This is a genomic window from Alkalilimnicola ehrlichii MLHE-1 (assembly GCF_000014785.1).
GTDB lineage: Bacteria > Pseudomonadota > Gammaproteobacteria > Nitrococcales > Halorhodospiraceae > Alkalilimnicola > Alkalilimnicola ehrlichii.
The window spans coordinates 1,941,570-1,962,884 of sequence record NC_008340.1; the positions used below are offsets into that span (position 1 = coordinate 1,941,570).

At 66.4% G+C, this 21,315-nt stretch carries 17 protein-coding genes; 10 read left to right on the forward strand and 7 right to left on the reverse strand.

Translation table 11 applies throughout. From position 1 onward, the window contains the following. Nucleotides 1-103: 103 nt before the first annotated feature. A complete protein-coding gene (gene serS / locus MLG_RS08675; protein WP_011629439.1) occupies nt 104-1,378 on the reverse strand; it encodes a serine--tRNA ligase in 1,275 nt (424 codons plus the stop codon). A 405-nt stretch (nt 1,379-1,783) separates the two neighbouring features. On the opposite strand from serS, the gene nirB reads away from it, so the two are divergent. The 8 genes from nirB (at nt 1,784) to MLG_RS08715 (ending at nt 12,602) form a co-directional block, all read left to right on the forward strand. Then, nucleotides 1,784-4,219: a nitrite reductase large subunit NirB gene (gene nirB, locus MLG_RS08680; RefSeq protein ID WP_011629440.1), complete on the forward strand. Its 2,436-nt coding sequence runs from the start codon at nt 1,784-1,786 to the stop codon at nt 4,217-4,219. A gap of 51 nt (nt 4,220-4,270) precedes the next feature. Next, nucleotides 4,271-4,669: a nitrite reductase small subunit NirD gene (gene nirD / locus MLG_RS08685; RefSeq protein WP_011629441.1), complete on the forward strand. Its 399-nt coding sequence runs from the start codon at nt 4,271-4,273 to the stop codon at nt 4,667-4,669. A gap of 3 nt (nt 4,670-4,672) precedes the next feature. Beyond that, nucleotides 4,673-7,387 (forward strand): nitrate reductase, encoded by a 2,715-nt coding sequence (locus MLG_RS08690; protein WP_011629442.1) that lies wholly within the window; start codon nt 4,673-4,675, stop codon nt 7,385-7,387. 302 nt (nt 7,388-7,689) lie between these two features. Beyond that, entirely contained in the window at nt 7,690-9,093 is a 1,404-nt protein-coding gene (locus MLG_RS08695) for an ABC transporter substrate-binding protein (protein WP_011629443.1), read from the forward strand. A 160-nt stretch (nt 9,094-9,253) separates the two neighbouring features. Then, complete coding sequence (gene ntrB / locus MLG_RS08700; protein ID WP_232209237.1) at nt 9,254-10,039, forward strand: nitrate ABC transporter permease; 786 nt, start codon at nt 9,254-9,256, stop codon at nt 10,037-10,039. Between the two features lie 17 nt (nt 10,040-10,056). Then, nucleotides 10,057-10,848: an ABC transporter ATP-binding protein gene (locus tag MLG_RS08705; protein WP_011629445.1), complete on the forward strand. Its 792-nt coding sequence runs from the start codon at nt 10,057-10,059 to the stop codon at nt 10,846-10,848. Between the two features lie 18 nt (nt 10,849-10,866). Continuing rightward, on the forward strand, nt 10,867-11,760 hold the full coding sequence (gene cobA / locus MLG_RS08710; protein ID WP_011629446.1) for a uroporphyrinogen-III C-methyltransferase: 894 nt from the start codon (nt 10,867-10,869) through the stop codon (nt 11,758-11,760). Then, a complete protein-coding gene (locus MLG_RS08715; protein ID WP_011629447.1) occupies nt 11,757-12,602 on the forward strand; it encodes a uroporphyrinogen-III synthase in 846 nt (281 codons plus the stop codon). The genes cobA and MLG_RS08715 overlap by 4 nt, the downstream gene beginning before the upstream one ends. 38 nt (nt 12,603-12,640) lie before the next feature. Here the strand turns inward: MLG_RS08715 and MLG_RS08720 are convergent, their stop codons facing one another. The 5 genes from MLG_RS08720 to MLG_RS08740 form a co-directional block, all read right to left on the reverse strand. Further along, on the reverse strand, nt 12,641-13,936 hold the full coding sequence (locus MLG_RS08720; RefSeq protein WP_011629448.1) for a nitrate- and nitrite sensing domain-containing protein: 1,296 nt from the start codon (nt 13,934-13,936) through the stop codon (nt 12,641-12,643). A 326-nt stretch (nt 13,937-14,262) separates the two neighbouring features. Then, nucleotides 14,263-14,937, reverse strand: a complete 675-nt coding sequence (locus MLG_RS08725) for a COG3650 family protein (protein ID WP_011629449.1) — start codon at nt 14,935-14,937, stop codon at nt 14,263-14,265. A gap of 15 nt (nt 14,938-14,952) precedes the next feature. Further along, complete coding sequence (locus MLG_RS08730) at nt 14,953-16,338, reverse strand: replication-associated recombination protein A (protein ID WP_011629450.1); 1,386 nt, start codon at nt 16,336-16,338, stop codon at nt 14,953-14,955. After that, entirely contained in the window at nt 16,335-16,979 is a 645-nt protein-coding gene (gene lolA / locus MLG_RS08735) for an outer membrane lipoprotein chaperone LolA (protein WP_011629451.1), read from the reverse strand. The genes MLG_RS08730 and lolA overlap by 4 nt, the downstream gene beginning before the upstream one ends. Before the next feature lie 35 nt (nt 16,980-17,014). Further along, on the reverse strand, nt 17,015-19,384 hold the full coding sequence (locus tag MLG_RS08740) for a DNA translocase FtsK (RefSeq protein ID WP_011629452.1): 2,370 nt from the start codon (nt 19,382-19,384) through the stop codon (nt 17,015-17,017). Nucleotides 19,385-19,594: 210 nt separating this feature from the next. Between MLG_RS08740 and aat the strand changes: the two genes are divergently transcribed. Together aat and MLG_RS08750 are read left to right on the forward strand one after the other, a co-directional pair. Continuing rightward, nucleotides 19,595-20,371, forward strand: a complete 777-nt coding sequence (gene aat / locus MLG_RS08745; RefSeq protein WP_011629453.1) for a leucyl/phenylalanyl-tRNA--protein transferase — start codon at nt 19,595-19,597, stop codon at nt 20,369-20,371. Continuing rightward, nucleotides 20,361-21,080: an arginyltransferase gene (locus MLG_RS08750; RefSeq protein ID WP_011629454.1), complete on the forward strand. Its 720-nt coding sequence runs from the start codon at nt 20,361-20,363 to the stop codon at nt 21,078-21,080. The genes aat and MLG_RS08750 overlap by 11 nt, the downstream gene beginning before the upstream one ends. Here the strand turns inward: MLG_RS08750 and MLG_RS08755 are convergent. Continuing rightward, nucleotides 21,049-21,312 (reverse strand): hypothetical protein, encoded by a 264-nt coding sequence (locus MLG_RS08755; protein WP_011629455.1) that lies wholly within the window; start codon nt 21,310-21,312, stop codon nt 21,049-21,051. The two genes, MLG_RS08750 and MLG_RS08755, sit on opposite strands and share 32 nt — an antisense overlap. Nucleotides 21,313-21,315: the final 3 nt, after the last annotated feature.

The following is a 21,315-nucleotide window of genomic DNA, read 5'->3' on the forward strand; positions in this document are numbered from 1 at the left end:
TTAGGAGTTAACGCGACCACCCATCTTGGCGGCAGTATAGGAACGCCCCCCGGGCTTTACCAGAACCTCAGTGGGGCGATCAGCTATTAGCATAGAAGCGCTCTTAAAGCCGCGTGATCCCGCCCATATAGGGGCGCAACGCCTCGGGCACGGTCACCCGCCCGTCCGCCTCCTGGTAATTCTCCAGGATCGCCACCAGACAGCGGCCTACCGCCAGGCCGGAGCCATTGAGGGTATGCAGGGGCTCGGGTTTACCGGTTTCCGGATTACGCCACCGGGCCTGCATGCGACGGGCCTGGAAATCCAGGAAGTTGCTGCACGAGGAGATCTCCCGGTAGGTCTCCTGGGCCGGCAGCCAGACTTCGATGTCGTAGGTCTTGGCCGAGGAGAAGCCCAGGTCCCCGGTGCACAGGGTCACCACCCGGTAGGGCAGGTCCAACCGCTGCAGTATGGTCTCCGCGTGTCCGGTCAGCGCTTCCAGCGCCTCCCAGGACGCCTCCGGGCGCACCATCTGCACCAACTCCACCTTCTCGAACTGGTGTTGCCGGATCATGCCGCGGGTGTCCTTGCCATGGCTGCCCGCCTCCGAGCGGAAGCAGGGGGTATGGCAGGCGAATTTGAGGGGGAGTTGCCCGTCGGCGATGATCTCGTCCCGGGCCATGTTGGTGACCGGCACCTCGGCGGTGGGGATAAGGTAGTAGTCCTGCTCGGCGTCGAGGTGAAACAGATCGGCAGCAAATTTGGGCAACTGACCGGTCCCGAACAGGCTGTCCCGGTTGACCATGTAGGGGACGTAGATCTCCTGGTAGCCGTGCTCGGCGGTGTGGGTATCCAGCATGAACTGGATGAGGGCCCGGTGCAGCCGGGCCACCGCCCCGCGCATGACCACGAAGCGGGCGCCGGTCAACTTGGCCGCCGCTTCAAAATCCAGGCCGCCGTCGAGTAACTCGCCCAGTTCCACGTGGTCGCGGGGCCGAAACCCGAACTCTGGCGGCGTGCCCCAGCGGCGCACCTCCACGTTCTCGCTATCGTCCTCGCCCTCCGGCACGTCCGGATGCGGCAGGTTCGGCATCCCCACGTGGATGTCGTGGAGCTCGTCCTGCACCGCCTGCAATTCCCCCTTCGCCGCCTCCAATTGCCGGCCCAGATCGGCGACCTCGGCCTTCAGCGGTTCGATGTCCTCGCCGCGGGCCTTGGCCTGGCCAATCCCTTTGGAGCGGGTGTTGCGCTCGTTCTGCAGTTCCTGAGTGCGCACCTGCAGCTCGCGCCGGCGTTCGTCCAACGCCCGGTAGTGCGCCACGTCCAGCCGGTAGCCGCGGCGGGCCAGCGCCCGGGCCACCCCCTCGGGGTCTTGTCTCAGTTTGCGTGTATCGAGCATGCGTTTGTTTTTTGTCCGTGTACTGTCGTGAAGAAGCTGGCCATTGTACCTGCTGAGCGGTGACCGGGCACGACCTCACCCAACGCCCGGCCCCGTGGACCATTCGGGGGCAACCGGTCCGCCCCCCGCACGCTTTCGGTGCGGACCACGCCCGCGACCGGATCACATTTCATCGTATGCCACCGTTTTATTGGTATATTTTGTTCTGGCCGAAATCTTGCTTATCTATCGTTGAGGCGCGTGCAGCGCCCTGGGCCAATGGCGGCCCGCGGCGAACACCACAACGGGCCGAGGACGGCCCACCCCGGATAAAGGCGTCCGACATCACCCCCCATCAGGGGCTGACCGTCGGACGCCTTTTTTGTTTTCGCGGAATCGGGCCACGGGCCCGGGAGGTCAAAAGCGATGCAACGCGAACGATTGGTACTGGTAGGCAACGGAATGGCCGGGGTCAAGACCTTGGAGGAGTTGCTGGCGGTAGCGCCGGAGCGCTACGAGATCACCGTATTCGGCGCCGAACCCCACGGCAATTACAACCGCATCATGCTCTCCCCACTGCTCTCGGGCGAGAAGACGGTGGATGACATCATGCTCAACCGGCCCGAATGGTATGCGGAGAACGGAATCACCCTCCACACCGGCTGCCCGGTGACCGAAATCAACCGCCGGCACCGCGAGGTGATCAGTGGCGATGGCCGGCGCACCCCTTACGATCGCCTGCTCCTGGCCACCGGCTCCAACCCCTTCATCATCCCCGTGCCTGGCAATGACCTGCCCGGGGTACTCGCCTACCGCGATATCGGCGACGTGGAGGCCATGCTCGAGGCCAGCCGCCAGCATCGCCACGCGGTGGTTATCGGCGGCGGACTGCTGGGCCTCGAGGCGGCATGGGGGCTGCACCAACAGGGTATGGCGGTCACCGTGGTGCACCTGGCCCCCCACCTCATGGAGCGTCAGCTCGATGCCCTGGCCGGAGGCATGCTGGAGCAGTCCCTGCGCGAACGCGGTGTCGAGTTCCGCCTGGAGGCGCAGACCCAGGCCCTGCTGGGCGACGACCGCGTGGAGGCGGTCCGCTTTGCCGACGGCGAGGAGATCCCCGCCGACTTGGTGGTCATGGCGGCCGGCATCCGTCCCAACATCCACCTGGCGAAGGCGGCGGGCATCCTCTGCGAGCGTGGCATCGTGGTCAACGACACCATGCAGACCTTCGACCCGCGTATCTATGCCGTGGGCGAGTGCGTGCAGCACCGGGGCCAATGCTACGGCCTCGTTGCCCCGCTGTTCGAGCAGGCCAAAGTCTGTGCCAACCACCTGGCCGAGGCCGGCTTCGCCGCCTACGAAGGCTCGGTGACGTCCACCAAGCTCAAGGTCACCGGCGTGGATCTTTTCTCCGCCGGCGACTTTTCCGAGGCCGAAGGCACGGAGGCCATCGTCTACCAGGACCCGGCAGGCGGCATCTACAAGAAGCTGGTTCTGCAGGAGGATCGCATCCGGGGCGCCGTGCTCTACGGCGACACCAGCGACGGCGCCTGGTACTTCCAGTTGCTCAAGGACGGCACCTCGGTCAGCGATTTCCGCGACAGTCTGCTCTTCGGCCAAGCCCACCTGGGTGACGCCGGCCACGGTGGCCAAAGCCATGCCGAGGCCATGCCCATGGACGCCCAGGTCTGCGATTGCAACGGCGTGTGCAAAGGCGACATCGTCAACGCCATCCAGGAGCAGGGGCTTTTCAGCCTGGAGGAGGTGCAGTCGCACACCAAGGCCTCGGCCTCCTGCGGCTCCTGCACCGGGCTGGTGGAGCAGATCCTGCAATCCACCGTGGGCGGCGGCTACGCCGAGCCCAGGGTCAAACCCCTCTGCGCCTGCACCGACCACAGCCACGACCAGGTGCGTAAGGCTATCCGCGAGCAGCACCTGACCTGTCTGCAGCAGGTCTTCGACACGTTGGAATGGAAGACCCCGGATGGCTGCGACAAGTGCCGCCCGGCGCTCAACTACTACCTGATCTCCACCTGGCCCGAGGAAGCGCAGGACGACGAGATGGCGCGCCTGGTCAACGAGCGCATGCACGCCAACATCCAGAAGGACGGCACCTACTCGGTGGTGCCCCGCATGTGGGGCGGTACCACCACCCCGGCGGAACTGCGCAAGATCGCCGAGGTGGCGGAGCGCTACGACGTACCCACCGTGAAGGTCACCGGCGGCCAGCGGATCGATCTGCTGGGCGTGAAAAAAGAGGACCTGCCCGGCATGTGGGGCGAACTCGCGGAGGCGGGTTTTGTTTCGGGCCACGCCTACGGCAAGGCCCTGCGTACGGTGAAGACCTGCGTCGGCTCGGAATGGTGCCGCTTCGGGGTGCAGGACTCCACCAGCCTGGGCATCGCCCTGGAAAGGATGTGCTGGGGCGCGTGGACGCCCCACAAGGTCAAGCTGGCCGTCTCCGGCTGCCCGCGCAACTGCGCCGAGGCCAGCATCAAGGATCTGGGCGTGGTGGCCATCGAGTCCGGCTGGGAGATCCTGGTGGGGGGCAACGGCGGGGTGAAGGTGCGCGCCTGCGACACGCTCTGCCGGGTCGAGACCGCCGAGGAGGTGATGGAGTACGCCGCGGCCTACCTGCAGCTCTACCGCGAGACGGGCCGCTACCTGGAACGGACCGCGCCCTGGATCGAGCGCGTCGGCCTGTCGTGGGTCCGCGAGCAGGTGGTGGACGACGACGTCAACCGCAAGCGCCTCGCCGAGCGCTTCGAACGCGCCCAGTCCATCTACCGCAAGGACCCCTGGGCCACCTTGGCCAGACAGGGCCAACGCGACCGTTTCCAGCCACTGCGCCAGGTGGGCTGACGGCGTCAGCCCACACCCTACCCACGTCATGCTACCGACAGGAAACAGACCATGAGCAACCTGGCAACAGACTATCCCGCTGAAACGACGCCGGCGCATCACGAGGACTGGCTGCCCATCGGCCACCTGGACGACATCCCCCGTCAGGGTGCCCGGGTGGTCGCCCGCCCGGAGGGCGACGATATCGCCATCTTCCGCACCGCCGACGACGCCCTGTTCGCCATCGGCAACCGCTGCCCCCATCAGGGCGGGCCGCTGGACCAGGGCCTGGTCCACGGGCACCGGGTGACCTGCCCGCTACATGGCTGGCGCATCCAACTGGAACAGGGCGAGGCCGTCGCCCCGGATCAGGGCTGTGTGCCGCGCTTCCCGATCCGTCGGGACGACCGGGGAAACCTGTACGTCCGCCTTACACCCGTCGACGCCGTAAAGGACGCACCGGAGACCTGAGCCATGAATACAAGCATCCAACCCCCACGGCAGCCGGGCGAGGTGCACACCACCTGCCCCTATTGTGGCGTCGGTTGCGGCGTGCTCGCCCGGATGGACAAGGACAACCGGGTGCATGTCCGGGGCGACCCGGAGCACCCCGCCAACTTCGGCCGCCTCTGCTCCAAGGGGGCGGCCCTGGGCGAAACCACCGGTCTCAATGGCCGGCTGTTGCACCCCCGGGTCCATGGTCAGCGCACCGACTGGGACACCGCGCTTGCGACCGTGGCCGACGGCCTCAACCGGGTCATCCGGCGCGACGGGCCCGAGGCGGTTGGCTTCTACGTCTCGGGCCAGCTCCTCACCGAGGACTACTACGTCGCCAACAAGCTAATGAAGGGCTACATCGGCTCGGCGAACATCGACACCAATTCCAGGCTCTGCATGGCCTCTTCGGTCGCAGGCCACATTAGGGCCTTTGGTGAGGATCTGGTGCCCGGCTGTTACGAAGACCTGGAACGCGCCGACCTGGTGGTCCTCACCGGTTCCAACCTGGCCTGGTGCCACCCGGTGCTCTATCAACGCCTGGAGGCGGCGCGGGCAAGGCGTCCCGGCATGCGAGTGGTGGTGATCGACCCGCGCGAGACTGAGACCGCCGCGCAGGCCGATCTCCACCTGCCCCTGCGCCCCGGCAGTGACGTGGCACTGTGGAACGGACTATTCCGCCGTTTGGTGGAGACCGACCAGATCCACCGCGATATCCGCCCGGAGACGGAAGCCGCCGACAGCAACCTCAAGCGAATACTGCACGAGGCAGGCGACGCCGACGCCGTCGCCAGCGCCTGCGACTTGAATCCCCGCGCCCTGCACCTGTTCTACGACTGGTTCGCCGGCACCGAACGCACGGTCAGCGTATACTCCCAGGGCGTTAACCAGTCCAGTCAGGGCACCGACAAAGTCAATGCGATCATCAACGTCCACATCCTTACCGGACGCCTGGGGCGTCCCGGTTGCGGCCCCTTCTCGGTAACCGGTCAGCCCAATGCCATGGGCGGTCGCGAGGTGGGGGGCCTCTCTAACCAGTTGGCCGCCCATATGGGCTTTTCTCAGGGGGACCGGATTCGGGTTCAACGCTACTGGGACTCGCCCCGAATCGCCCGACAACCCGGCATGAAGGCGGTAGAGCTATTTCGTGCCGCCGCCCAAGGCCGCGTCAAAGCGCTCTGGATTATGGCCACCAACCCAGTGGTCAGCCTTCCCGACGCCGACCTGGTGAAACGCGCGCTCGCACGCTGCGAGCTGGTCGTGGTTTCCGACTGTATCGCCAACACGGATACGACCGGCTATGCCCACGTGCTTATGCCCGCTGCGGCCTGGGGTGAAAAGAGCGGTACGGTGACCAACTCAGAGCGGTGCATCTCACGCCAACGCGCCTTCCGTACGCCGGCCGGCGAGGCCCGCCCCGACTGGTGGATCATCAGTCAAGTAGCCCGCCTGATGGGGTTTGATCGCGGCTTCGCGTACGGGAGTCCGCGGGAGATATTCGACGAGCACGCCCGACTGACCGCGGTGCACAACCCTGGCCCCGGAATGGGCGGCCGGACACTTCACCTAGGGGCGCTGGCCGGAATGAACGCCAAACAGTGGGACACCCTGCAGCCTGTTCAATGGCCGTGTCCCGGCCCGGGCCTCGACACCGCCGGGCCAGGGCGGGGCACCCAGCGCCTTGCCACCAACGGAGGACTGCCCACGGAGGATGGCCACCCCCGCCTGCACCCGGTGTGCGCCGAAACACCAGGAAACACGCCAGATGCCCGATTCCCGCTTGTTCTCAACACCGGGCGGACGCGTGATCACTGGCACACGCTCACGCGCACCGGCCTGTCCGTCAGTCTGAGCACCCATCAGCCGGAACCCCGGTGCGACCTGCACCCCGAGGACGCCACACGCTTCGGCCTGGCGGACGGCCACCTGGTGCGGGTACGCAGCGCCTGGGGCAGCGTTCTGCTGCGAGCCCGATACCAGACCGGTCAGCGCCGGGGCGAACTCTTCGTGCCCATGCACTGGAACGACTGCTATGCCGCGCAGGCGCGCATCGGCGCGGTGGCCAACCCGATCACCGATCCGATATCCGGTCAGCCAGAGTTGAAACACACCCCGGTCGCTGTGGAGGCCGTGCCCGCCGCGGCCTACGGCTTTGTGCTCAGCAGGGCGGACGACCTGCCGCCACCCGAGACGGCCTACTGGGTTCGGATCAACGGGCACGCTCATCAGCGGTTCGTGTTCGCCTCCACCGAGGCCCCTGACAGCTGGCGCGATTGGGCGGGCCGTTGGCTTGGTACGGAGGGGACCGTGGTGGAAATGGCCGACCGTGCCCGGGGCGTCTACCGATTTGCCCGGCTGGTGGACGACCGGCTGGTGGCGTGCCTGTTCATCGCCGCCGACCCCGCCGCCCTGCCCGGCTGCGACTGGCTTGCAGGGCTGCTGGACAATAACCGCCCCCTCGGCGCCGAGGAACGCCTCGCTCTGCTGGCCGGCCGCCCTGCCGGTGAAGCCGAGACCGGCGAGACCGTCTGCGCCTGCTTCGGTGTCGGCGAGAGAATCATCGAATCCGCGGTGGCCGCCGGGGCTCACGATACCGAGGCGGTGACCCGCCACTGCAAGGCGGGGGGCTACTGCGGCAGTTGCCGGCCCGCGATCAACGCCATCATCCAACGCCTGGCGCGCAGTGCCGCCTGAGTGATCACGTCAGATGCACCACTCTGGCACGCGTTTATCGCAACCCGCCATAATGCAGTGCACCATAAAATGAACCTCGGCTTGCAGGCTCTTTAAAACAACAAGTTACAGAGAAATCCTTTTGGCACTAATATTGCTTACTAGGAGATAGGATGCAACGGTGCATCCACCTTTCATAAGCCCGCACGGTGGGCGGCAGGTCACGAGTGCCTGCCAATGTGGATAAAGGCGTCCACGCACAACGGCTCAAAGAGCCATGGTGCGTGGGCGTTTTTTTTTGCGATTGATAATGAGGTTTGACAATGGACAAGGACCATGAAAAGCGCCTGAACCGGCGCAGCTTTCTGAAGACCGGGGGGCTCCTCAGTGGCGCGGCACTGATGGGCATGGTAGCGCCCGGCGTGCGCACCGGCGCCTGGGCCGGGGGAAGTGACGGCCTGGAAGTGACCCGGGTAGCCCTGGGGTTCATTCCGCTGACCGATTGCGCCCCCCTGGTCATTGCCCGTGAAAAGGGCTTCTTCCAGGCGCACGGCCTCGACGTGCAGGTGTCGAAGGAAGCCTCCTGGGCCAACATCCGTGACAAGGTCTCCGTCGGTGCATTGGATGGCGGCCACATGCTGGCGGGCATGCCCATCGCCTCCACCCTCGGCGTGGGCGCCACCCGCACCCCCATGGTCACCGGCTTCAGCATGGACCTGAACGGCAATGCCATTACGGTCTCGAACGCGCTCTACGACCGCATGATGGAGGCCGATCCCGAGGCGATGCAGGAACGCCCCATCACTGCTCGGGCCCTCAAAAAGGTCATCGACCAGGACAAGGCGGCCGGTCGGGCACCACTGACCTTCGCAATGGTCTTCCCCGTCTCCACACACAACTACGAGCTGCGCTACTGGATGGCCGCCGCAGGCATCAACCCCGACGAAGATGTCCGGCTGGTGGTCATCCCACCACCGCAGATGGTGGCCAACCTGCGGGCCCGGAACATGGATGGCTACTGTGTGGGTGAACCTTGGAACATGCGCGCCGTAGACATGGGGATCGGCAAGGTGCTGGTCACCAACTATGAGATCTGGAACAACAACCCGGAAAAAGTGCTCGGCCTAACGGAAGAATGGGTTGAGAAACACCCCAATACCCACAGAGCCTTGCTGCAGGCATTGATCCAGACCAATAAGTGGATGGACGAGCCCGAGAACCGCGAGGAGGTCGTGGACATCATCTCCCGCCGGGCCTACGTCAACGCACCACCCCATGTGGTGGGCATGTCTATGAAGGGCACACTGCAGTTCCAGCGGGACGAGAAGCCGCGCCCGTTCCCGGATTTCAACGTCTTCCACCGATATGCCGCCACCTACCCGTGGCGCTCCCACGCCGTCTGGTTCCTGACCCAGATGGTGCGTTGGGGTCAGCTACGCGAGCCGGAGGATCTGCTCAAAGTCGCCGAGCGGGTCTACCGGCCCGACCTTTATCGTGAGGCCGCCCGTGCCGTGGGCGAGCCCTACCCCACCATCGATTACAAAAGCGAAGGCACGCGGGATAAGCCTTGGACCCTCCAGGAGGCCAGCCACCCCATTGAGATGGGGCCGGACCGCTTCCTCGATGGCCGCACTTTCGACCCCCGGGATGTCATGGCTTACCTGGAAGGCTTTGATGTGCACTCCCGGGCCCTGAGCCTGCCGCAACTGGCCGAATTGAACGGCTGAGGAGACGCTCATGGTTGCCAACACTTACGATATCAGCGCCTCTACCGCCGACAGGCGGTCTGAGGAGGCCACCACCAGGCCTTTGGCCCGTTCCGCCGCTGCCGACACACGGCGTCCCACCGCGGACGTAGCACCCGTAGAATGCCGGCGCTGGGAACAGATGGTCGCAAGCCTGCAAACCGTTACCCGGTTGGTCACGCTACCCACCCTGACCTTCCTGATCGTACTCGCGGTTTGGGCAACGACCCAGAGCACCGTTGCGCCGGACCTGCCCACCGTGGGCGAAACGTGGCAGCGGGCCGTCACGCTTTTCTCCGACCCCTTTTACGACTATGGCCCCAACGACATGGGCATCGGCTGGCAGGTGACCTACTCGCTGGGCCGGGTGCTCGGCGGGTTCTTCCTGGCGTTGCTCGTGGGCATTCCAGTCGGGCTGATGATGGGCACCAGCGAAGTCTGTCGGCGCGCCTGGGGGCCACTGATCCAGATCCTGCGCCCGGTCAGCCCGCTGGCCTGGCTGCCCATCGGCCTGCTGCTCTTCCGGGCGGTGGACCCCTCGGCCATCTTTGTGATCTTCATCACCAGCATATGGCCCATCATCCTGAACACCTCCGCGGGCGTACAGGCGATTCCACGGGACTACATGAATGTCTCCCGCGTCCTTCAGTTGAACCGCCTCGAGATCACCCGAAAAATCCTGCTGCCGGCGGCACTGCCTCACATGCTCACCGGCATGCGCCTCTCCCTAGGTATCGCCTGGATGGTCATTGTGGCCGCGGAGATGCTCACCGGTGGGATCGGTATCGGCTTTTTCGTCTGGGACGAGTGGAACAACCTCAATGTCGCCTCGATTCTCGTGGCCATTCTGGTCATCGGTCTCGTGGGCATTGCCCTGGATACCGTCATGAATCTGGTCCAGCGCCGCCTGGACTACACCCAGCGCTGAACAGGGGAGAAGACATCATGAATAGCTACCTGAGCCTCGAAGGCATCGACATGAGTTTCGACACCCCGCGCGGCAAGTTGGAGGTGTTGCGCAGCGTCGATCTACGGATTCAGAAAGGGGAGTACACATCGATCATCGGCCATTCCGGCTGCGGCAAATCCACGGTACTGAATATCGTGGCCGGTCTGCTGCAGGCGACCCGCGGGGGGGTGCTGCTGGACAACCGGGAGGTGAACAGCCCCGCCCCGGACCGCGCGGTGGTATTCCAGAATCACTCGCTGCTCCCCTGGCTGACGGTCTACGACAACGTGCGCTTGGCCGTGGACAAGGTTTTCGCGACAGATAGCGCCGTCCGGCGCCACGAACGCACCATGGAGAAGCTCGAACTGGTGCAGATGACGCATGCTCGGGAGCAGTATCCCAGCGAGGTGTCCGGTGGCATGAAGCAGCGCGTGGGCATCGCGCGAGCCCTGGCCATGGAACCCAAGGTCCTGCTCATGGACGAGCCGTTCGGCGCATTGGATGCGCTCACCCGGGCCCACTTGCAGGATTCCGTCATGGAGATCCATCAACGCCTGGGTAATACCGTCATCATGATCACGCACGATGTGGACGAGGCGGTACTCCTGTCTGATCGGATCGTCATGATGACCAACGGCCCGTCGGCCACTATCGGTGAGAACCTCACGGTAGACCTGGCACGCCCGCGGAACCGGCTCGCCCTGGCCGAAGACCCCAGATTCCACCAGTACCGCGCCGCTGTTCTGCGCTTCCTGCACGCACGGCACGGCAACCCGGAGGCGGCCTGAGCGCTGCGGGAGGGTCTTATGAAAGAACTGCCCGTTTATCTCAATCGGACAGGCCGAGACGTGCTGGTGGACGGCGGCGACGCGACCGGCCTCGGCGAAGTTTATCTCGTGGGCGCAGGTCCGGGCGACCCGGAACTGCTCACTCTCCGTGCTGTTCGGCTGCTTCAGCAGGCGGATGTGGTGGTCCACGACCGCCTGGTCTCCCGGGCCGTGCTGGATCTGGTGAGCGAGGACGTGGAAAGGATCTTTGTCGGCAAGCAAGGCTTTCGCGATGGCCATCGGCAAAGACGCATAAACGACATAATGATTGAAAAGGCCCGCCAGGGGATGCGAGTCGCACGCCTGAAGGGCGGCGACCCCTTCGTATTCGGGCGCGGTGGCGAGGAGTTGGAGGCCCTGGCGAATGCCGGGATCCGGTTCCAGGTGGTCCCGGGCGTGACTGCGGCCACGGGTTGCGCGGCCTACGCCGGCATCCCCCTCACCCATCGCGAGCACGCCCAGTCCGTTCGTTTCATCACCGCCCACACCCGTAGGGGACGGCTAGACTTGGGCAGGCAGCGGCTCGACGTGGCGGGCGAGACCCTGGTCTTGTATATGGGGCTGACCCATGTGGACCAACTCTGTAGTGAGTTACAGCGCCTGGGACAGCCGGAAACGCGTCCGGTCGCCGTCGTGGTTCAAGGGACCACTGGCCATCAGCGGGTGATCGAGGGGACACTGGCCACTCTTCCGAGCCGGGTGGCGGAGACGACGGTCGGCTCGCCGGGATTGCTCATCGTGGGCGAGGTGGTCCGTCTCCGCCGACGACTGGCCTGGTTTGAGGGCACTGGCACTGGTAACGCCCCCTTCCCCACCCTGGTACAAGCCTTGACGGGGACACCGGCCGGGAACAAAAGGGTAGAGGTGGCATGAGCGAGCGGATTGACCGGAATGCGTTAGCGGATAGCCTGGCCGGACGCCATGTGGCCATTCCCGAGTCCCGGCAACTGGAGGTGCTGGCCGGGCTCTTGGAGCGTCGAGGCGCCCGTGTCTGGCGGTGCCCGTTGGTGGGCATTCACGACGTGGCGAATCCGGCACCAGTAGATGACTGGCTGCGCGACTTCGTGGCCGATCCGCCCGACCTGTTGATCCTGCTGACCGGGGAAGGCCTCCGCAGGCTACTGAGCCGGTGCGAGGCCATCGGTTTGCGCGACGCATTCCTGAACGCATTGAGCGGCACATCCGTGCTCTGCCGGGGGCCAAAACCCGCGCGTGTGCTTCAGGAACTGGCCTTGACGCCGGATCGGATGGCCGTCGAGGCGACCACCGAGGGCGTTATCCGGACCCTGAACGGCGACGAGTTGCAAGGTCGCCGTGTTGCCGTTCAACTCTACGGAACCAACCCCAACCAGCGGCTCATGGACTATCTGAAGAAGGCCGGTGCCCACACCACCACCGTGGCGCCCTACGTCTACGCTGACGAGGCCGAGGACGACGAGGTCCGGCAACTGGTGGTCGCCCTGGGCGAAGGCCGACTGGATGCGCTGATCCTGACGAGCAGCCCGCAGGTACAGCGCCTGCTGCAGGTAGCCAAAGCAGGCAACCTGGAAGAGCTCCTGCGCGATGGCCTCCGGCAATGCACTGTGGCTGCCATCGGGCCGGTCGTGGCCCGAGCCCTGAGGGAGCGGGCACTGCCAGTGGACCTGATGCCGGAACACCGATGGTTCATGAAACCCCTGGTACAGGCACTGGCCAAGCACCTCGGCCCCGCCTAGCGCTCCGGACCCCATGCCGGGGCGCCACCGTGCGGGACTTACCGTCCCACCCCCTTGAACATATCCGCCAGATCAATGGTCGCCCGGGCCACATCGACCAACTTCTTGTTCTGAGTCATAGCCAGCTTACGCATGAACCGGTAAGCCTCATCCTCAGTCATGTCCCGGTGGGTCATAATCAGACCCTTGGCCTTCTCAATGGACTTGCGCTCCTCCAACGCAGCCTGGGCCTCCCGCAACTGCTCGCCCATCTCGTGCAGGCGGAGCGACTGGGACTGCACCAGATCGATCAGCGAGCGGCCCAAACGGGGGCTGGCGCAGCCGGCGTCGTAGGTTTCTTCCACCGGAGGTGCATCGGCGGGCGGGTCATAAAAGATGGCGAAAGACCCCGGCCCCGGCTGTTCAACCAGGGTGTCCAGCTCGATCCGGTGCTTGTCCAAATCCGCCCGGGCGTCCTCGAGTTTTCGTGCGCAGAGCTCAGTCAGGGCTACCTCCAGACGGTCCTCCACCTCCTTGATCGCATTGATCCGGGCAGTTGTCAGTTCGAACCAGTCATCGCAGAGCGATTGCTCGGCCTGCCCTTCCTGCACGGAGGCGAAGGCGATGCGCCGGAACCGCTCCAGCGTGGTCATGGCCTCGCGACTGATCGCCCCCCGCCACGCATCCAGAGAGCGCGAATCGGCGAACTCCATAAAGATCTGAAAGCAGCGCTCCTGGTGGTCTATCAATTGTTGTAGCCGTCCGGAAAGGGGCTCGTCGAACCCGCCACGGGCGAAGCCAGCAGCGCCCACAGCGCGCTCCTGCCCGGCCAACTCCTTACCCTGCATGAGATGAAACATGGCCACCAGTACGCGCGAGATATCCGGATCGGCGGCCGCATCAGCCGCCTCGAAGACCACAGCGAGCAGACCGCGCACCAGTTCACTGTAGCCCTCGATGATGGCCTCCGGGGACAGTTTCAGACCCCGGATTTCACGGCGCACGGCGCGCAGTTCATCGAGCCCGTGAAGGGCATAAGCGATCCGGGCGAACAGGCGAACGAACCCCGGGCTGCAGAGCCGTTGCGTGTCCAGCTCGGCGAGCCGCTCACGAAACGCTTGCTCCCTGTCTCGGGTTTCCTCTACCCGCCGCGCCAACCGTTCACCGGCCCGCTCGCCACGGGACGCCACATGGAGGTTGGACAGGCCCCGCTCCTGCTGGAGCGCATGCACCAAGTCACTGACCGCGGCCACCAGGCGGCCCATGTGTAGCAGATGATCCAGGCCCAGGATTTCACAACGTTTGGAGGCCAGCAGATAGTCGGCGACCTCCTGAGTGGCGCTGGTATTCGCCATAGTGCCCCTTGTCGTTCGTAGCCTGAGAAAATCACCCGACGGATCTGCCGCCAGGGCCTGATCTCAGTCAGCATGTGCAAATTCCAGGCCAATCAGAAAGGATGCACTATATCCATATTTATCTCTATTTTCCGGTTGTTACATACCTCCACCCTGAGCGCACCATCGCGCCGTGCGCGATAATGGTGCACCGCACCATAATACTGGTCATATTGCCCCGGTATAGCGCCCCGGCGAGGTAAGCAGCGCCTCAACTATCCCACCCTTCACCGCTTACGGCGGGAACCCGCGATGCCTCCCGGTGATTCGCGATTGGGGCACACGGGTCACTGACGCAGGAAACGCCCACACCCCGGATAGGTTCTGGTGTCCACGCGCAGTTCCACGGTGGCATTGAAGCGCTCGCCGCTCATGCTGTCGCGACAGGTGGCGCGCTGGATGTGCAGTTCCACCCGGTGGTCATCGGACTCAACCCGGAATGCCGTGCCACCGTCCGGGGTGATGAAGGGGCTGATCCGGTCGAAGGCCAGTTCCCGCTCCCCGTAGTCCAGGGTAAGCGTGAGTGCCGGCGTCTGGTTGTTGTTCACTTCGGCCATCCAGCCCGGCTCCTGGCCCACGGCCCAGAAGCCGGCCCCGCGAAGCTCCGCGGCCCGCCACGGGGGCAGGTGGTCAGTGGCCCGGCAGCGCAGCGGCTCGTCCCCGTCGAGCGTGAACCGGGCCTCGTCCATGCCTTTGACGTGGAACTCGTCGCCGTGGCGGTTCCGGTAACGGGCGCCGGATGCGGCCTCTTCCGCCGCCAGGCCGAGGGTGCCCATGCCGATGTGCAGAATCACGCCGTCCGCCTCGAACTCGGCGCGCACCCGGGTCTCACCGCACTGGTAGGCCTGATCCTGCCCAGTGGCAGGCATGTCATCCCCGCCACCGCCCTGGGCGGCGGCACAGCCGGCCAGGGCTACGACCAGGGGGGCGATCAGGGTCAGGGGGGCCCGAAGAACGGCCATGGTTGACGCCTCCCGTCAGTCCGGCCGTTTCAGGCCGGCGTCGCGGTCCATTTCATGCAGGCGTTCCAGGCGCTCGGCGATACGCGCCTCCAGCCCGCGCTCCGGCGGCCGGTAGTAGCGGCGCACGCCCATGGCCTCGGGGAAGTAGTTCTCACCGGCGGCGTAGGCATCCGGCTCGTCGTGGGCGTAGCGGTAGGCGCGGCCGTAGCCCAGCTCCTTCATCAATCGCGTGGGGGCATTGCGCAGGTGCACCGGGATCTCCTGGCTGCCCTGCTCGCGCGCGTCGCGCATGGCCGCGTTAAAGGCCGCATACACCGCGTTGCTCTTGGGCACGCTGGCCATGTAGACCACCGCCTGGGCCAGGGCCAGTTCGCCCTCCGGGCTGCCGAGGCGCTCGTAGGCCTCGACGCCATCCAGGGCCATCTGCAGGGCGCGCGGGTCGGCGTTGCCGATGTCCTCCGAGGCCATGCGGATCACCCGCCGACCGATGTAGAGCGGGTCGCAACCACCATCGAGCATGCGGCAGAACCAGTAGAGCGTGGCGTCGGGGTCAGAGCCGCGTACCGACTTGTGCAGGGCGGAGATCTGCTCGTAGAAGGCATCGCCGCCCTTGTCGAAGCGTCGGGTGCCACCGGCCACCGCCTCCCGGATGGCCGCCTCGTCCACGGTGTCCGACTCCGCTAGGTCGGCGGCGATCTCCAGGGTGGTCAGCGCCCGGCGGGCGTCGCCGTCGGCGGCCCGCACCACCAGCCGCAGGGCGTCGTCGGTAAGCCGCACCCGACCGCCATAACCGCGCTCCGGCTCCGCCAGGGCCTGGCGGACGATGCCCTCGATGGCGACCTCGTCCAGGGCCCGGAGCACGTAGACCCGGGCCCGCGACAGCAGGGCGTTGTTGAGCTCGAAGGAGGGGTTTTCGGTGGTGGCACCGATGAAGATGACCGTGCCGTCCTCCACCCAGGGCAGAAAGGCGTCCTGCTGCGCCTTGTTGAACCGGTGCACCTCGTCCACGAACAGCAGGGTGCGCCCCCCCGCGGCCCGCACCCGGGTGGCCTCCTCCATGGCCGCGCGGATGTCCTTGACCCCGGCCATGACCGCCGAGAGGGTGAGAAAACGTGCCTCGGCCGCCTCCGCCACCAGCCGCGCCAGGGTGGTCTTGCCAGTGCCGGGCGGCCCCCAGAGGATCATGCTGTGGGGCCGCCCGGCGCGGATGCCCTCGCGCAGCGATCGCCCCTCGCCCAGGATGTGGTCCTGACCGATGAACTCATCCAGGGTGCGCGGCCGCATGCGATCGGCCAACGGCCGGGCGGCCAGATCGGCACCCTCGCGCTCCGGCGCGTCGGCCCCGGGGCCCGCGCCGGCTGGCTCCGGATCCAACCCGGGCAACCCCTCCTGGTGGCTCAAAGCGTCCGCCCTCCTCCGGCCTCTATCACGTCTGCGCCCTCCGGTGGCTGGAATTCGAACCGGCCGGGATCGATCTCGACATCGCGTTCCAGCGCCTCCAGCCTGAGCACGGTGATCTGGCCCAGGCCGTCCTCCAACTCCAGCTCCACAGGCACCCCGTCCTCCAGCCGCAGCAGCACATGCTCGTAGTCCAGGGTGGCCTCGCGGGGTTGCAGGGCCACCCGACCCGGCTCGGGGAAGGTCAGCTCGAAGGCCTCCTCCAGCTCGCCCAGGGTGCCGCCCAGCAGGGTCGCCGGGCCGCGGCCGAGACTGTCGGCCAACGAGCGCACCGTCACCTGGTCGAGGTCCTGGTCATAGACCCAGAGCCTTTCACCGTCGGAGACGATCTCCTGCGGCCACGGCTCCGCATAGTTCCAGCGGAAGCGATCCGGCCTCTCGATCCAGAACTCACCGCTGGACTCCTCCAGGATCCGCCCGGACTCGTCGTGCGTCTGCTGGGTGAAGCGCCCCTGCAGGCTCGTGACGTCATCGTAGTACCGGGCGAGATCGGCCCGGGTGGCCGCCTGCTCGGCCAGCACCGGCATGACGGAGAGGCTCAGGCACAGGGCCAGGAGCACGGCAAACGCCAGCTTGATCTTCATAGACTCCGGGTCTCCTCGAGCCGCACCCGCCCGGGTCAATCCTTGGGCGGCGGCGGTGCCAGCACCTCGCGACCGCCATTGGGCTGCAGCGCGCTGACCACCCCCGCCGCCTCCATCTCCTCGACGATGCGGGCGGCGCGGTTGTATCCGATTTTCAGGCGCCGCTGCACGCCGGAGATAGACGCCCGGCGGGTCTCGGTGACCACCGCCACGGCCTGATCGTACAGCGGATCCTGCTCGCCATCGCCACCGCCCTCACCGGGGATACCGGGGATGGGCGCGGTGTCGGTGGTATCCTGAAGGACCTCGTCGACGTAGTCGGGTTCCCCGGTCTGGCGGATAAAGTCCGCCACCCGGTGCACCTCCTGGTCGGAGACAAAGGCCCCATGCACCCGGTTGGGCAGCCCGGAACCGGGGGCGAGGTAGAGCATATCGCCGTGCCCCAGGAGCGCCTCGGCGCCCTGCTGATCGAGAATGGTACGCGAGTCCACCCGGGACGAGACCTGAAAGGCGATGCGGGTGGGGATGTTGGCCTTGATCAGCCCGGTGATCACGTCCACCGAGGGCCGCTGGGTGGCGAGAATGAGATGGATGCCGGCCGCCCGGGCCTTCTGCGCCAGCCGCGCGATCAGCTCCTCCACCTTCTTGCCGACGATCATCATCATATCGGCGAACTCGTCCACCACCACCACAATGAACGGTAGCGGCTCCAGTTCCGGTGCCTCGGGCTGCACTTGGTAGTCCATCTGCTCATCGGGCTTCCAAAGCGGGTCGCGCAGCGGCTCGCCCTGCTCCCGGGCCTGGCGCACCTTCTTGTTATAACCGGCCAGGTTGCGCACCCCCACCGAGGCCATCAGCTTGTAGCGGCGTTCCATCTCGGCCACGCACCAGCGCAGGGCGTTGGCCGCCTCCTTCATATCGGTGACCACCGGCGAGAGCAGATGCGGGATATCGTCGTAAACCGACAGCTCCAGCATCTTGGGGTCGATCATGATCAGCCGCACCCGCTCCGGGCTGTTCCGGTAGAGCAGGCTGAGGATCATGGCGTTGACCCCCACCGACTTGCCCGAACCGGTGGTCCCGGCCACCAGCAGGTGGGGCATCTTGGCCAGATCGGCCACCACCGGATGGCCGCCGATGTCCTGACCCAGGGCCATGGTGAGCGGCGCCTGCGCCTTCTCATACTCCGGCGAGCGGATGATCTCGGAAAAGGCGATGAGCTGCCGCTGCTCGTTGGGGATCTCCAGCCCCATCACCGACTTGCCCGGGATCACCTCAATCACCCGCACCGAGATCACCGCCAGGGACCGGGCCAGGTCGCGGGACAGGTTGGTGATCTGGCTGGCCTTGACGCCCTTGGCCGGCTTGAGTTCGAAGCGGGTGATCACCGGGCCCGGCTGCACCGCCGTCACCGCCACCTCGATACCGAAGTCGGCCAGCTTGGTCTCCACCAGCCGCGACATGTCCTCCAGAGTGTCCTCGGAGTAGCCCCCCTGCTGCTCCGGCGGCGAATCCAGCAGGTTCACCGGTGGCGCAGCCCCGGGGGCGGGCTTGTCGTGGAAGAGTTCGATCTGCTGGCCGGCGGCCGGCTTGCGCCCGGGTGCCGGGGCCTTGGGCACCACCGGCTCGGCCTTAGTGACCCGCGGCGGTTTCGGTTTCCCGCGCGGGGGCGAAGGCGTGCGCACCTCGGGCTGGCGCGCCCGCGCCTCACGCGCGGCCCGTGCCCGCTCCGCCCGGCGGGCGCGCGCGGCGGCCAGGCCCTCACTCAGCCGGCCCGCCTGCCGGCGGCACCAGCCGGTGGTGCGAAAGGCCAGGCGGCCCAGGCGGTCCATCAGGCCCACCCAGGACAGGCCGGTGGTCAGGGTAATCCCCCCCAGGAACAGCGCCAGGGCGAAGAGCGTGGCGCCTTCGAAATTCAACAGACCACCGAGCCCGTGCCCGACCAATTCGCCCAGAACCCCGCCCGCGGAGAGGGGCACCGTCTCCGGAATGGCGCTGAAATGCAGCGCCGCCAGCCCGGTGCCGGAGGCGAGGGTGACCACAAAGCCCACGCCCCGCACCGCCACGATGCCACCGTCGACACCGCCCCCCTCACGCCGCCAGCGGAAGGCGAGCCAGGCCGCATAGGCCATGGTGAGCGGGAAGAGGTAGGCCAGGTACCCGAACAGATAGAGGGTGAAATCGGCAAACCAGGCGCCCACCACGCCACCGGCGTTGTGGACCTGGTCGGTCTGGGCGCTAAAACTCCAGCCCGGATCCTGCGGGTGATAGGTGACCAGCGCCAGCATCATGAACACCGCCACCGCCGCCAGCACCAACAGCAGCGCCTCGCGCAGCCGCCGGCTGACGTGGTGCCCCAGGGCGGAGCGGACGGGCTTCTGGGTCTGTGATCGGGCCACGGTCATTCGCGTCGTCACTGCTGGGCCGGACAGCCGGCGTGAAGGAAATGGCGCTCAGTTCCGAAAGAACTGTCAATTCAGTCAGAAGGATACAGCCATAATCTCAGGTTGTCATCCAAGAGCCGGACAGCGGTCGCCCGCTTTCTCCGGCGGCCGGACAAGGCCGGCTTGCGGATGGTATGATTAGTCCATCCTGGCGCGATCCGGCTGAGCCCCATGTACCGACTCTACTGGCTGGATGAACACAACCCGCGCAGTCCCTTTCCTCCCGCCGAGCAGGCGATGGACGAACCCAACGGGCTGCTCGCGGTGGGGGGCGACCTGTCGCCGGTGCGCCTGGAGCAGGCCTACCGGCGGGGCATCTTCCCCTGGTACGGGCCCGGTCAACCCATCCTCTGGTGGAGCCCCGACCCGCGCTGCATCTTCCGCCCGGGCTGGTTGCACGTCAGCCGCCGACTGGCACGGCGGCTGCGCACCGGCGCGTTCCGCATGAGCCTGGACACCGACTTCACCGGCGTCATCAGTGCCTGCGCGGCCCCGCGGGAGGACCAGGCCGGCACCTGGATCGTGCCCGAGATGATGCACGCCTACGAGGCGCTGTTCGAACTGGGCATCGCCCATTCGGTGGAGTGCTGGGACCGGGACGGCGAGCTGGTGGGCGGTCTGTACGGCGTGGCCCTGAGCGGGGCCTTCTTCGGTGAGAGCATGTTCAGCCGGCGCAGCGACGCCTCCAAGGCCTGCATGGCCTGGCTCAGCGCGCAGCTCCACCGCTGGGGCTTCGCCCTGTTCGACTGCCAGGTCAGCTCCCCCCACCTGCGCCGCATGGGCGCCGTGGATGTCAGCCGCAGCCGCTTTCTCGCCCAGCTTCAGCAGGCCCTGGTCCTGCCCCACCGGCGCGGGCCCTGGCGCTTCGACCGGGACCTGGACCCGGTGGCCATCCATCGACAACACCAAACGCGGACCACCGCACCGGAGGTGCTGTATGGGTCGTAACGACCTGATTCGCCGCCTCCCCGTCTACGCCACCGGCGAGCACGACTGTCCCTACCTGGACGGGGAAACCGCCTGTACCTGGTTTGTGGACCCGGACGCCAGCCTCTCGCCGGGGCTGTACAGCAACCTGATCCGTCAGGGCTACCGGCGCAGTGGGCGCTATATCTACCGGCCTGGCTGTGACGCCTGCCACGCCTGCCAGTCACTGCGTATACCGGTGCACCGTTTCCGCTCCCGCCGGCGCCACCGGCGTTGCCTGAAGGCCAACGCCGGAGCCACCGTCGAGCCCCTGCCATCAACCTACCGGGAAGAGCACTACCAGCTCTACTGCGACTACCTCCAGGCGCGCCATCCGGGCAGCGAAATGAGCGACCCCGCCATCGGCGACTACCTGGAGTTTTTGCGCACGGACTGGTGCGAGACCCTGTTTTACGAGTTCCGCGACGAAAACGACACCCTACTGGGGGTGGCGGCCACCGACCTGGTCGCCGACGGGCTCTCTGCCGTCTACACCTTTTACCGGCCCGACCTGCCGGAGCGCAGCCTGGGCACCCTGGCTATCCTCTGGCAGATCAACGAGGCGCGCCGCCTGGGGCTGGATTACGTCTACCTGGGCTACTGGATCAAGGGCTGCGACCAGATGCGGTATAAGGCCGACTTCCGACCCCACGAGGTCTTCAACGGCGGTCGCTGGCTGACGGTGGCGTGAGTCGCTCAATCAACGCCTGAAAGGCGGCCGGATCGTCGCGGCGCAAGCGCTCCAGGGCCGACTCGGCCGCTCGCAGCGCACCGTCGCGATGCCGCCCCTTCACCGCCTCCACTGCGGCGTGGGTTTCGCGCAGCCGCTGCACCGCCGGTGCCTCACTGTCCCCGGCGACGGCCAGCAGCGCCTCGGTGAGCAGCCCCAGCTGCCGCCCGTAGCTGGCCACCTCCGCCACCACATC

What these genes read in the sequence shown, in the direction of transcription:
- MLG_RS08740 (WP_011629452.1), bottom strand. Translation starts at nt 19,384, where the DNA reads ATGACCGTGGCCCGATCACAGACCCAGAAGCCCGTCCGCTCCGCCCTG.
- MLG_RS08695 (WP_011629443.1), top strand. Translation starts at nt 7,690, where the DNA reads ATGGACAAGGACCATGAAAAGCGCCTGAACCGGCGCAGCTTTCTGAAG.
- MLG_RS08705 (WP_011629445.1), top strand. Translation starts at nt 10,057, where the DNA reads ATGAATAGCTACCTGAGCCTCGAAGGCATCGACATGAGTTTCGACACC.
- MLG_RS08690 (WP_011629442.1), top strand. Translation starts at nt 4,673, where the DNA reads ATGAATACAAGCATCCAACCCCCACGGCAGCCGGGCGAGGTGCACACC.
- MLG_RS08720 (WP_011629448.1), bottom strand. Translation starts at nt 13,936, where the DNA reads ATGGCGAATACCAGCGCCACTCAGGAGGTCGCCGACTATCTGCTGGCC.
- MLG_RS08725 (WP_011629449.1), bottom strand. Translation starts at nt 14,937, where the DNA reads ATGGCCGTTCTTCGGGCCCCCCTGACCCTGATCGCCCCCCTGGTCGTA.
- ntrB (WP_232209237.1), top strand. Translation starts at nt 9,254, where the DNA reads ATGGTCGCAAGCCTGCAAACCGTTACCCGGTTGGTCACGCTACCCACC.
- nirB (WP_011629440.1), top strand. Translation starts at nt 1,784, where the DNA reads ATGCAACGCGAACGATTGGTACTGGTAGGCAACGGAATGGCCGGGGTC.
- MLG_RS08715 (WP_011629447.1), top strand. Translation starts at nt 11,757, where the DNA reads ATGAGCGAGCGGATTGACCGGAATGCGTTAGCGGATAGCCTGGCCGGA.
- cobA (WP_011629446.1), top strand. Translation starts at nt 10,867, where the DNA reads ATGAAAGAACTGCCCGTTTATCTCAATCGGACAGGCCGAGACGTGCTG.
- MLG_RS08750 (WP_011629454.1), top strand. Translation starts at nt 20,361, where the DNA reads ATGGGTCGTAACGACCTGATTCGCCGCCTCCCCGTCTACGCCACCGGC.
- aat (WP_011629453.1), top strand. Translation starts at nt 19,595, where the DNA reads ATGTACCGACTCTACTGGCTGGATGAACACAACCCGCGCAGTCCCTTT.
- lolA (WP_011629451.1), bottom strand. Translation starts at nt 16,979, where the DNA reads ATGAAGATCAAGCTGGCGTTTGCCGTGCTCCTGGCCCTGTGCCTGAGC.
- serS (WP_011629439.1), bottom strand. Translation starts at nt 1,378, where the DNA reads ATGCTCGATACACGCAAACTGAGACAAGACCCCGAGGGGGTGGCCCGG.
- nirD (WP_011629441.1), top strand. Translation starts at nt 4,271, where the DNA reads ATGAGCAACCTGGCAACAGACTATCCCGCTGAAACGACGCCGGCGCAT.